This window comes from Streptomyces sp. NBC_00234 (genome assembly GCF_036195325.1).
GTDB lineage: Bacteria > Actinomycetota > Actinomycetes > Streptomycetales > Streptomycetaceae > Streptomyces.
In genome coordinates this window covers 3,186,089-3,197,728 of record NZ_CP108101.1, presented here as the reverse complement: position 1 = coordinate 3,197,728, position 11,640 = coordinate 3,186,089, and the positions used below count along the sequence as shown (strand labels likewise).

Sequence of the window (11,640 nt, the reverse complement as noted above, 5' to 3'; positions counted from 1 at the left end):
CACTGTGTTAGTTCTGAAATAACGAACAGCTGTGTTTTTGCCAGCGTTCAAATTTCATAGTGTTTCGGTGGTCATTGCGTTAGGGAAACGCCCGGTTACATTCCGAACCCGGAAGCTAAGCCTTTCAGCGCCGATGGTACTGCAGGGGGGACCCTGTGGGAGAGTAGGACGCCGCCGAACAATTATTCCGGGAAAGCCCCGCACCTTTAGGTGCGGGGCTTTTCTGCGTTCACCTGCGCGTTCAGCAGGTGGTTCCTTTCTGCTTGGTGTGGACGATGTGCGTCGGTTCAGAGACGGCCCGCGGCCTTGAGCGCCAGGTAGGCATCGGCCAGTGCGGGGGCGAGTTTCTCCGGGGTGGCATCGACGACCACCACGCCATGTCGCTTGAGCTGATCCGCTGTGCGGTGCCGCTGGGACTGAGCCTGTGTGCCGGCCGCGGCCTCGTAGATCGCGTCCACTGTGCCTCGTGCGCTGGTCATCGCCTCGATCCTGGGATCGGCGACCGAGGCCAGCAGCACCGTGTGGCGCTTGGTGAGCTGCGGAAGGACCGGGAGCAGGCCGTCCTCGATGGGGGCGGCGTCCAGGCTGGTGAGAAGCACGATCAGGGAACGGCGGGGCGCGCTCGCCAGTGCAGCCGTGCTGAGGCCGTGGGCATCCGTCTCGACGAGCTCGGGTTCCAGCGGTGCCATGGCTCTGACAATCGTCGACAGAACGTCGCCCGCCGCGGTTCTGCCCTGGACCTGGGCACGGACGCGGCGATCGTAGGCAAGGAAGTTGACTCGGTCGCCGGCACGCGTTGCCAGGGCGGTGAGCAGGAGGGTGGCGTCCATTGCCGCGTCGAGACGGGGTACGTCACCCACTCGGCCCGCCGATGTGCGACCGGTGTCCAGCACGATGAGGATGTGGCGGTCCCGCTCCGGGCGCCAGGTGCGAACAGCGACAGCCGATTGGCGGGCAGTGGCCCGCCAATCGATGGAGCGGGTGTCGTCACCGGGCACGTAGGCACGAAGGCTGTCGAACTCGGTGCCCTCGCCGCGAGTGAGCACGCTGGTGCGTCCATCGAGTTCGCGGAGCCTCGCCAAGCGGGAAGGCAGGTGCTTGCGGCTGGTGAAGGGCGGGAGGACCCGAACGGTCCAGGGGACCTGGTGGTTTCCCTGCCTGGCCGCCAGGCCGAGGGGGCCATAGGACCGGACGGTCACCTGTTCCGCCTGACGGTCTCCTCGTCGGGTCGGGCGGAGGAACGTGGCGAGGCGGCGGCGTTCACCTGCGGGCACGGCCAGTTCGTGGCGGGACGCGGCCTGGTCGGTGCCCGCCGGCCAGCTGCTGGGCGGCCAGGCATCGCGCAGATGGGCCCTGAGGCGGCGACGCGAAGGGTTGGTTACGGTGAGTTGCACTTCTGCGGCGTCACCCAGTCGAACTGATGTATCGCCGGATCGGGTGAACTGCAGCGTTCTTACTGGCGCGGCCAGCGCGTAGTCGCACAGAATTGCTAGAGACAGCGGGGCGTTGACCGCGAGCAGGCCAGTCCAGCTCGGGGCCAGGATGCCTACGGGGAGTGACCCCAGGGCAGCCAGCAGCGCGGTTCGTCCGGTGAGGGCCATGGTCACCGCCTCATCGGGGAACGGGGACGTGGGCGAGCACTGAGGTGATGACGGAGTCGGGGGTGACTCCCTCCATCTCTGCCTCGGGCCGCAGTTGGATGCGATGACGGAGTGTGGGAAGCGCCAGGGCCTTTACGTCGTCGGGTATGACGTAGTCGCGGCCGGTGAGCCAGGCCCAGGCGCGGGCGGTGGAGAGCAGAGCTGTGGCGCCTCGGGGGGAGGCGCCGAGGGCGAGCGAGGGGGACTCACGCGTGGCACGGCAGATATCCACGACATAGCCGGCGATCTCAGGGGAGACCTTGGTCTTCGTGACAGCCGAGCGGGCGGCCTCCAGGTCGGCCGGAGTCGCGACGGGGCGGATGCCCGCCGCCTTCAGGTCGCGGGGGTTGAAGCCGTCCGCATGGCGGGTGAGGACGCTGATCTCGTCCTCGCGCGACGGAAGGGGAACCGTCAGCTTGAGGAGGAAGCGGTCCAGTTGGGCCTCGGGGAGGGGGTAGGTGCCCTCGTACTCGACCGGGTTCTGGGTCGCGGCCACCAGGAAGGGGTCGGGCAGGGGGCGCGGGGTTCCGTCGACGGTGACCTGGCGTTCCTCCATGGCTTCCAGGAGGGACGACTGCGTCTTGGGAGGCGTGCGGTTGATCTCGTCGGCGAGCAGAAGATTCGTGAAGACCGGGCCGGGCTGGAAGGAGAACTCGGCCGTGCGCGCGTCGTAGACGAGGGATCCGGTCACGTCGCTCGGCATCAGGTCGGGAGTGAACTGGACGCGCTTGGTGTCGAGTTCGAGTGACGCGGCGAGGGCTCGGACCAGGAGGGTCTTGGCCACGCCGGGGACCCCTTCGAGCAGGACGTGACCCCGGCAGAGCAGCGCGACGACGAGGCCGGTGACGGCCGGGTCCTGGCCGACCACGGCCTTGGCGATCTCGGAACGCAGGGCTTCCAAGGACGCGCGGGCGCTGTCGGATTCCACGGGGGCCGCAGGGGCCCAGGCGGTCTCCTTGGGCTCCGTGGACTCGGGGGTCGGGGCGCTCATGAAGTGCGTACCTCTCTTTCGAGGGCGTCGAGTTGGTCGGTCAGGAGGACAAGAGCGGCGTCATCTGCGGGCTCGGGACCGAAGAGCAGGGCGTTGAGGTCGCCGCCTGAGTCGGTGACGCGCGCGGAGATCGCGGGGAGGAGGACGTCGGGGGAGTGCGCGTCGCGGGGGGACACTCCGACGAGCGGTGCGATGTGGGCCCGGGCGGCGGAGCGCAGAGAGGCGGCGGCTCGGTCGCGGGCGTTGGCCCGGCGGTACAGACGGGCGCGGCCCTCCGTCGTCTCGGAGGCCCGGATGGCGACGGGAAGCCGTTCGGTGACGAGGGGGCCCAGGCGCCGTGCGCGCCAGATGGCTGCGAGTACGGCGGCGAGGGCGAGTTGCAGGGTGCCCCACAGCCAGCCGGAGGGGATCAGGTCCGTGAAGCTCGCCGAGTCGCTTGAGTCGGTGGCCCGGTCGCCGCGTTCCGTGTCGGCTTCGGTGGCGGAGGGATCAGCGAGTGAGGGGAGGTACCAGACGAGATGCGGGCGGGAACCGAGGAGTTGCAGGGCCAGGGAGGCATTGCCCTCCTGGTCGAGGCGGTTGTTGTGGAGCAGGTCGGGGGAGCCGAGCAGGACGGTGTCGCCGGTGCGCCGTTCCTCGATGACGAGGAGGGTGGGGAGACCGTCGCTCAGGTAGCAGGAGGTGGTGCTGAGAGTGCCCGCCGTGTAGCGGATACCGCCTGTGTCGGCCTTGCCCGCGTCGCGGGCGGCGGGGAGTTCGCATCGCGGGGCCCTTGCCGTCACGGGGCGGGGGGACTCGGCTCGTACACCCGGGGCGAGGGCCTGCAGGGACAGGGCGTCGGCGGCGAGCAGGACGGTGCGTCCTGCGGAGCCGGTGGTGGCCGCGTGGAGTCGGCGCTGCTGGAACGTGGTCAGCAGATTGGGTGCGGTGACGAGAAGGGTCGTGTCGGGGCCTGCTGCCGCGGTGGCCTCGTCGAGGGTGGTGACGATGTCGACGGAGACGCCGCTCCGCTTGAGGAGTTCGGCGACGGCTCGGCTGCCCTGGGGGTCGGCGGATCGGGGATCGAGGCGACCGTGGTGGTCGCCGGACCGCACAGCGGCGAGGGTGATGCCGGCCACGACCAGGATGAGCAGGGCGATCATCAGCCCACGGGTGCGGTTCCAGACCTGGAGCGCGGTGGGGGACGCCGAGGTGGAGGGGGTCGTGGTGGGGGAAGTGGTGGTCGTCTCCGTCATGCGTCGGCTCCCCGGGCCGTGCCGGCCAGTACCGGCTTGGCGGCCATGAGGTCCAGGTCGAGGGTGCGCAGGGTGACGTATGCCTGCTCGTCCGCGGTGCGGCCCCCGTACGTCACGTCGTCGAAGACTCTGGCTGCGGCGCGGAGGCGGACGGCGTGCTGGGGGAGGGGGCGGCCCGCTTCGGCGGCGGCCTCGTCCGCGGTGCGGCCCGGGCGCGGATCGAGCAGTGCGCGCTCCTCCAGGGTCCGGACGACGGCGCGCATGCGTTCCTGGACCGCTTCGGTCCAGCGGCCGGCGTCGGCGTGCGTCTCGGCCGCGGTGCGGTGCGTGTCCGCGCTGCGGGTGCTGGTGCCGAAGAGGGCGTCGGCCGACCGGACGGTGCGTTGGGGGGTGCCCAGCCGCCACCACAGGGCGACGGCCAGGCCGACGACGATCAGTACGAGTGCGACGACTCCGAGCGGCCCGCCCGGTGCGCCGTCGCCGACGCTGTCGAAGAGACTGCCGAGCCATTCCCAGAAGCGGTTGAGTCCGCGCTGGAGGAGATTCGGATCATTCTCGTGGTACATCGGCTTGGACAGTTCGTCCTCTGCCGCCTCGCGGGCGGGGACCCGTGGAGTGTCCACGGGTATGTCGTCCGCTCCGATGAATCGCCGTATTGATGTGGTGACCCCCGCCCCCGACACTGCATCAGCTCCTGGGAGTCTCGTAGCCCGGCACGTTCGCGGCCCGTGCGAGGTCGAGGTCGAGGGCTTCGCGGCGGATGCGCTGATCGACGTAGAGGAGTGCCATCACGCCTGCGGTGAAGGGGTAGGTGAGCGTCGAGACGATCACTTCGCCGATGCCCGAGACGACGAGGAACGGCCAGCCGAATTCGGAGGCGTCGCCGTTCATCAGGTCACCGAGTCCGCCGCTGTCGACGCCGATCGCGATGATCGCGAAGGGGATGCCGATGATCAGCGCGACGACGATGACCAGAAGGTAGGTGAGTGCCAGGATGCCGAAGGTGCGCCACCAGGCACCGCGGACGAGCTTCGCGGACCGGCGCATCGAGGTGAGGATCGACTGCCGTTCCAGCATCAGCGCCGGAGCGGCGAGCGTGAAGCGCACCATCAGCCAGAGAACGACGACCAGGGCGGCGCCGAAGCCGAACACGGCCAGGAGGACCCCGGCGGTGGAGCCCAGCAGCATGCCGGGGAGCAGGCCCACGGTCATGATCGCGGCGCTCATCAGGCTGAGCAGCAGCGTCAGTCCGAGCAGCTGAGGGAGCCTGGGACGGGCCTCGGCCCAGGCGTCGGAGAGCGTGGCGGTACGGCCCAGGACGGAGCGGCTGATCACCACGGTGAGTACCGCAGTGGTGATCAGGGTGGCGATCATCGAGATGAGCGTGGCCGGGGCGCTGGAGAGCAGTGTGGACTGCATGGAGTCCGCGGCCTGGCGCAGGGCCTCGGCACCGACGGCGTTCGGGTCGACCGACACCGGGTCGGGCAGCAGGTAGCGCTGGATGAGAATGATGGCGACCTGTGCGATCACCGCGACGGTGAGGCTGACGCCCAGCACCGTGCGCCAGTGGGCGCGCATCGTGGACACCGCGCCGTCGAGGATCTCGCCGACGCCCAGCGGGCGGAGCGGGATGACACCGGGCTTCGCCGCCATGGGCGCGCGGCCCCATCCGGGACCCTGGGGGGCGCCGCCCCAGCCGGGGGCCGGCGGGGGCGCTCCGGGGCCGGTGCCGGACGTGCTCGGTGGGGACCACTGCCCGGGCGGCGGCTGCGCAGGAGACCACTGGGGTGCAGGGCTGCTTGCGTCCACGGGTTCGGAGGGCCGGGGGATTCCCGTCTCCTGGCCGTCGGAGGGGGCAGATCCGGGCGAGGCCCAGCCCGGAGAGTCGTTCATTCTCGCTCCTTCACGATCCCGTCCGCTCATCGGGGCGGCAGGTTGGCAGCCATCGTGCCACGCGGCGCTGCGGTGCGGGCCGGGCGCTCTATCTCCTTTGCGCCTTCATTTGTGGACGCCTCACCGGGCAGACTGGGCAGATGGCTGATCAGGACGCGCAATCGCCGGTGGGCATCGAGCCTCCCGCGCTCTCCGTACTCCGCTGGGACGAGCTTCCGGAAGGTCCCGTGCTGGTGCTCCTCGACCAGACACGACTGCCGGTCGAGGAAATCGAGCTGGTCTGTACCGACGTGCCCGCGCTCGTGCGGGCCATCCAGACCCTGGCTGTCCGGGGGGCTCCCCTCCTGGGTATTGCCGGGGGATACGGGGTGGCGCTCGCCGCGGCCCGTGGCTATGACGTGGCCGAGGCGACGGTCCTGCTGGAGCAGGCGCGGCCCACCGCTGTGAACCTCGGGTACGGGGTGCGGCGGGTGGCTCAGGTGTACTGGGCGGCCCTCGAGAAGGGCCTGGGCGCGGAGCAGGCGGCCGGGGCGGCACTTGCCGAGGCCAAGGCGCTCCACCAGGAGGACGCGGCGGCCAGCGGCCGTATGGCGCGGTTCGGTCTGGCGCTCCTGGAGGAGCTGCTGCCCGGCGGGGGTCACCAGCTCCTCACCCATTGCAACACCGGGGCGCTCGTCTCGGGGGGCGAGGGCACGGCCTTCGCGGTGGCTCTCCACGCGCACCGGGCGGGCCGGCTGAGGCGGCTGTGGGTGGACGAGACGCGTCCGCTGCTCCAGGGTGCCCGGCTCACCGCCTATGAAGCGGCCCGGAATGGGATGGCGTACAGCTTGCTCACGGACAACGCGGCGGGTTCGCTGTTTGCCGCGGGTGAGGTGGATGCCGTACTTATCGGGGCGGACCGTATCGCCGCGGACGGTTCGGTGGCGAACAAGGTCGGGAGTTATCCGTTGGCGGTGCTCGCCAAGTACCACCATGTGCCGTTCATCGTCGTCGCCCCGATCACGACCGTCGATCTGGACACAGCGGACGGGGAAGCGATCATTGTGGAACAGCGCCCCGGCCGAGAAGTGACGGAGCTCACATCGCCGCAGTCGGTGTCACCGGTCGGAGATGCGGGCGGATCGCCCGTTGCCCCGCTGGGGACACCGGCGTACAACCCCGCATTCGACATCACGCCGCCGGAACTGGTCACGGCGATCGTCACGGAGGAGGGCGTAATTTCCCCGGTCACGGGGGTCGGACTGGCAGAGCTGTGTGCCAGGTCATCGCAGGTAACGATTAGCTAATGGGATGATGTCGTTTATGAAGGGACGCGTCCTTGTCGTCGACGACGACACCGCACTGGCCGAGATGCTCGGCATTGTGCTGCGTGGAGAAGGTTTCGAGCCGTCGTTCGTAGCGGACGGTGACAAGGCACTTGCTGCATTTCGTGAGGCAAAGCCGGACCTGGTTCTGCTGGATCTCATGCTGCCCGGTCGGGACGGCATCGAGGTCTGCAGGCTGATCAGGGCCGAGTCCGGTGTGCCGATCGTCATGCTCACTGCCAAGAGCGACACGGTCGATGTGGTGGTTGGCCTGGAATCCGGGGCCGACGACTACATCGTCAAGCCGTTCAAACCGAAGGAGTTGGTTGCCCGGATCAGGGCGCGTTTGCGGAGGTCCGAAGAGCCTGCGCCGGAACAGCTGGCCATCGGTGACCTGGTCATCGACGTGGCCGGTCACTCGGTGAAGCGGGAGGGCCAGTCCATCGCGCTGACCCCGCTGGAGTTCGACCTGCTGGTCGCGCTCGCCCGTAAGCCGTGGCAGGTCTTCACCCGTGAGGTGCTGCTCGAGCAGGTATGGGGTTACCGCCATGCCGCCGATACCCGTCTGGTGAACGTTCATGTCCAGCGGCTCCGCTCCAAGGTCGAGAAGGACCCGGAGCGGCCGGAAATCGTGGTGACCGTCCGCGGCGTCGGTTACAAGGCCGGACCGAGCTGATATGACCCAGGGCAGCACTGCTCCGAAGCCCGGGGAGCCGGGAGTCCGTACGGAGCGGGCTGCCGGTCCGGGACGGAAGTTTTCTCGGATGGGCCGCGTACTGCAGGGCGGCCGGTTGTTCCAGGACCGGGCGCCGGGCGGTCCCGTGCCCCGGTTGCTGATGCGCTGGGTGCGGCGTCCGCTGCTGCCCGCTGTGCGGCTGTGGCGGCGCAATCTTCAGCTCCGCGTCGTCGCCGGCACCCTGCTGATGTCCATCGGCGTGGTGCTCCTGCTGGGCTTCGTCGTGATCGGGCAGGTCCGCAACGGCCTGCTCGACGCGAAGGGCCAGGCCGCTCAGACCCAGGCCGCCGGTGGTTTCGCCGCTGCCCAGGAGAAGGCGAACGAACCGCTCGTCCCGGGTGGCCGGGGCGAGGACGGTGCGGACGGCGTCACGGCCAACACGTCCTGGCGCACGGAGCTCGTCGACCAGCTCGCCAGTGGCGGCAAGAACGCCTTCAACGTGGTCGCGCTCAGCGCCGACTCCGTGGACGAGGGCGCGACCAGCCGCGCGCCGCGTGGTTCGGGCAGTGTGGAGGCGTCCAGCATCCCGCAGCGCCTGCGGGAGGACGTGGACAAGGGGCCCGGGGCGTTCCAGACGTACTCCGTGATCCGTTACTCGTACGGAAAGGAGTCGCAGCCCGGGCTGGTCGTGGGCAAGCGGCTCTACGACATCGACCACAATCCCTACGAGCTGTACTACCTCTTCCCGCTGACGCAGGAGGAGAAGTCCCTCAGTCTGGTCATGACGACCCTGGCGACCGCCGGGCTGTTCGTCGTGGTACTGCTCGGGGCGATCGCCTGGTTCGTGGTGCGCCAGGTCGTCACACCTGTACGGATGGCGGCCGGCATCGCCGAGCGGCTCTCCGCGGGCAGGCTCCAGGAGCGGATGAAGGTCACCGGCGAGGACGACATCGCCAGGCTCGGTGAAGCCTTCAACAAGATGGCGCAGAACCTTCAACTGAAGATCCAGCAGCTGGAGGAGCTCTCCCGCATGCAGCGGCGGTTCGTCTCGGACGTCTCGCACGAACTGAGGACGCCGCTGACCACCGTCCGGATGGCAGCCGATGTCATCCATGAGGCACGCGCCGACTTCGACCCCATCACGTCCCGCTCGGCCGAACTGCTCGGGGACCAGCTGGACCGTTTCGAGTCGCTGCTCTCCGATCTGCTGGAGATCAGCCGGTTCGACGCGGGCGCCGCGGCGCTGGAGGCCGAACCGATAGACCTGCGGACCGTCGTACGCCGGGTGATCGGTGGCGCCGAACCGCTGGCCGAGCGCAAGGGCACCCGTATCCGGGTCGTCGGTGACGAACAGCCGGTGATCGCGGAGGCCGACGCCCGCCGGGTCGAGCGGGTGCTGCGCAACCTCGTGGTCAACGCCGTCGAGCACGGCGAGGGACGGGACGTCGTCGTACGGCTCGGTGTGGCGCAGGGCGCCGTGGCCGTGGCCGTACGCGACTACGGCGTGGGACTCAAGCCGGGCGAGGCGACCCGGGTCTTCAACCGTTTCTGGCGGGCCGACCCGGCCCGGGCCCGTACGACCGGCGGTACCGGTCTCGGGCTCTCGATCGCCGTCGAGGACGCCCGGCTGCACGGTGGCTGGCTCCAGGCGTGGGGCGAGCCCGGCGGCGGTTCGCAGTTCCGGCTCACCCTGCCCCGTACGGCGGACGAGCCGCTGCGCGGTTCGCCCATACCGCTGGAGCCCGAGGACTCCCGGCGCAACCGGGAGGAACGGGAGCGCGCCGAGGCAGGCCCGGCGACCGTGAGCGATCACCGGCTGATGGCCGTACCGAACCAGCCGGGCTCCATGGAGCGTTCGCAGCTGGCCGTGCCCGCGCGCGCCCCGGTGGCGCCGCGGATGGCACCTGCATCCGTCCATCCGGCCGCACTGCCGGGCAACGGCGCACGTGTGGTGGCGCGTCAGGCCGGGGACCGGCCGGGCGGCGGCGCCGACTACGAAGTGCAGGATCCGGACCAGGAGGACACGACTCGTGGACACTGACCGTCTTCAGGGCGGCCATGGACGCGCGGTGCGGATGTCCGCGCTGCTCTGCTGCGGCGTCGTGGTGCTCGTCGGGTGCGCCTCCATGCCCGTCACCGGGGACGTCAAGGCCGTCGACGCCTCGCAGCCCGGCGACTCCCAGGTGCAGGTGTACGCCGTGCCGCCCCGGGAGGGCGCCACGCCCACCGAGGTGGTCGACGGCTTCCTGGAGTCGATGACCAGTGACGACCCCGCCTTCATGACGACCCGCAAGTACCTGACCGAGGCAGCGGCCGGCACCTGGAAGCCGAACGCGGGCACCACGGTGCTGGCCAAGGCGCCCAACAGGACCGGCCCCTCGCTCCACGACAAGGACCGGAAGCGCACCGAGGGCGTCTACACGCTGACCGGTGACCAGGTCGCCGCGGTGGACGCGCAGAGCTCCTATCAGCCGCTGGCGCCCACCGACTACTCCCAGAGCCTCCATCTGGTGCGGGAGAAGGGGCCCGACGGCAAGCTGGAGTGGCGCATCGACATCGTGCCGGACGGCCTGGTGCTCGGGCAGTCCGACTTCAAGCGCCTCTACCGGTCCGTGAACAAGTACTACTTCGCCACGGGGCGGACGAACGGGCGGTCCACCCTGGTGGCCGACCCCGTCTACGTACGGACCCGGACGGACCCCGTCACCCGGATGGACACCGCCACGCAGACCGTCCGGACCCTGCTGGAGGGGCCGACGAACTGGCTGCGGCCCGTGGCCGATTCCCGCTTCCCCACCGGTACGGCGCTGAAGAAGGGCGTCATCTCCCTGGCGCCCGACGACCAGAACGTGCTGAGGGTGCCGCTCAACAAGAAGGCGGACAAGGTCGGCCGGACGGCCTGCCGGATGATGGCCGCCCAGGTCTTCTTCACCTTGCGGGACCTGACGTCGGCTCGCGTCGAGCAGGTGGAGCTCCGGAGCGACAAGGGCCGGCTGTGTTCGCTGGGGTCGGACGAGGCGGCGGAATTCTCCCCCGACAGCGGTGGCGGTACGCCCGACAGCCAGTACTTCGTCGATGCCAAGGGGCATGTGGAACGGATACCGGGCAGCACCAAGGGCACCGGCGAACCCGAGCCCGTGGCCGGTCCGCTCGGCAACGGGCCGGTGCCGATGAGCACGGTCGGGGTGGCGCGCGACGAGCAGTTGGCGGCGGGCATCTCCGCCAACCATCAGAATCTGTACGTCTCTTCCCTGGTCCCGGACGGCGAACTCGCCCCGCCCGTGGTGACCAGCACTGCGAGGAAGGCCGAGGACCGGCTCTCGGCCCCGAGCTGGGACGGCCGCGGCGACCTCTGGGTGGCCGACCGTAACCCGGCGAGCCCCAGGCTGCTGCGCCTGGTGGGCGGTAAGGGCACGCCTCAGGAGGTCACGGTCCCCAGCCTGAACGGCGGGCGGATCGAGGCCCTGCGGATGTCGGCCGACGGTGTGCGGATCGCTCTGCTGCTGTTCAAGGACGGGCACACCACGCTGAAGATCGGGCGGGTGGAGCGACAGGGCTCCGACGAGCAGCCGCAGGTCTCGGTCGAGGATCTGCGCCAGGCCGCACCGCAGCTTACGGACGTGTCGGCGGTTTCCTGGTCCGGCCGCAGCCGCCTCGTGGTGGTCGGCAAGGAGGAGGGCGGCGTGCAGCAGGTGCGCTACGTGCAGGCGGACGGTTCGACGTCGTCCTCCGGTGTGCTGCCCGGGGTGAACCAGGTGACGGCGGTGGCGGCGGCTGACGACGAACAGCTTCCCCTGATGGCGGAGACCGAGGGCGACGGAATCGTGAAGCTGTCGCCGGGCGACAACTGGCAGACGGTGCTCAAGGCGGGCTCGTCCCTGGTCTACCCGGGCTGACGCGG

9 protein-coding genes and 1 rRNA gene are annotated in these 11,640 nt (G+C 69.9%); 5 read left to right on the top strand and 5 right to left on the bottom strand.

All coding sequences use genetic code 11. The features are described from left to right. Nucleotides 1-63 precede the first annotated feature (63 nt). Nucleotides 64-180 (top strand): 5S ribosomal RNA (gene rrf, locus OG230_RS13830). Nucleotides 181-287: 107 nt separating this feature from the next. Here the strand turns inward: rrf and OG230_RS13825 are convergent. Genes OG230_RS13825 through OG230_RS13805 form a run of 5 tightly spaced genes read right to left on the bottom strand, consistent with a single transcriptional unit; the run spans nt 288 to nt 5,759 of the window. Next, nucleotides 288-1,601 carry a DUF58 domain-containing protein gene (locus tag OG230_RS13825; protein WP_328910498.1) on the bottom strand — a complete coding sequence of 438 codons (1,314 nt, stop codon included), beginning with the start codon at nt 1,599-1,601 and terminating at the stop codon, nt 288-290. A 10-nt stretch (nt 1,602-1,611) separates the two neighbouring features. After that, a complete protein-coding gene (locus OG230_RS13820) occupies nt 1,612-2,631 on the bottom strand; it encodes an AAA family ATPase (protein ID WP_328910497.1) in 1,020 nt (339 codons plus the stop codon). Next, nucleotides 2,628-3,866 (bottom strand): DUF4350 domain-containing protein, encoded by a 1,239-nt coding sequence (locus OG230_RS13815; RefSeq protein ID WP_328910496.1) that lies wholly within the window; start codon nt 3,864-3,866, stop codon nt 2,628-2,630. The genes OG230_RS13820 and OG230_RS13815 overlap by 4 nt, the downstream gene beginning before the upstream one ends. After that, entirely contained in the window at nt 3,863-4,549 is a 687-nt protein-coding gene (locus OG230_RS13810) for a DUF4129 domain-containing protein (RefSeq protein WP_328910495.1), read from the bottom strand. The genes OG230_RS13815 and OG230_RS13810 overlap by 4 nt, the downstream gene beginning before the upstream one ends. Nucleotides 4,550-4,553: 4 nt before the next feature. Further along, nucleotides 4,554-5,759, bottom strand: a complete 1,206-nt coding sequence (locus tag OG230_RS13805) for a glycerophosphoryl diester phosphodiesterase membrane domain-containing protein (protein ID WP_328910494.1) — start codon at nt 5,757-5,759, stop codon at nt 4,554-4,556. A 140-nt stretch (nt 5,760-5,899) separates the two neighbouring features. Here OG230_RS13805 and mtnA point away from each other — a divergent pair, with 140 nt between their 5' ends. From mtnA to OG230_RS13785, 4 genes are read left to right on the top strand one after another with little or no spacing between them, the layout of a single operon-like run. Next, complete coding sequence (mtnA, locus tag OG230_RS13800) at nt 5,900-7,045, top strand: S-methyl-5-thioribose-1-phosphate isomerase (RefSeq protein ID WP_328910493.1); 1,146 nt, start codon at nt 5,900-5,902, stop codon at nt 7,043-7,045. A gap of 4 nt (nt 7,046-7,049) precedes the next feature. Beyond that, nucleotides 7,050-7,739: a two-component system response regulator MtrA gene (mtrA, locus tag OG230_RS13795; protein WP_187281934.1), complete on the top strand. Its 690-nt coding sequence runs from the start codon at nt 7,050-7,052 to the stop codon at nt 7,737-7,739. Between the two features lies 1 nt (nt 7,740). Beyond that, on the top strand, nt 7,741-9,780 hold the full coding sequence (mtrB, locus tag OG230_RS13790; protein WP_328910492.1) for an MtrAB system histidine kinase MtrB: 2,040 nt from the start codon (nt 7,741-7,743) through the stop codon (nt 9,778-9,780). Between the two features lie 34 nt (nt 9,781-9,814). Continuing rightward, nucleotides 9,815-11,635 (top strand): LpqB family beta-propeller domain-containing protein, encoded by a 1,821-nt coding sequence (locus tag OG230_RS13785; RefSeq protein ID WP_328911393.1) that lies wholly within the window; start codon nt 9,815-9,817, stop codon nt 11,633-11,635. Nucleotides 11,636-11,640 lie beyond the last annotated feature (5 nt).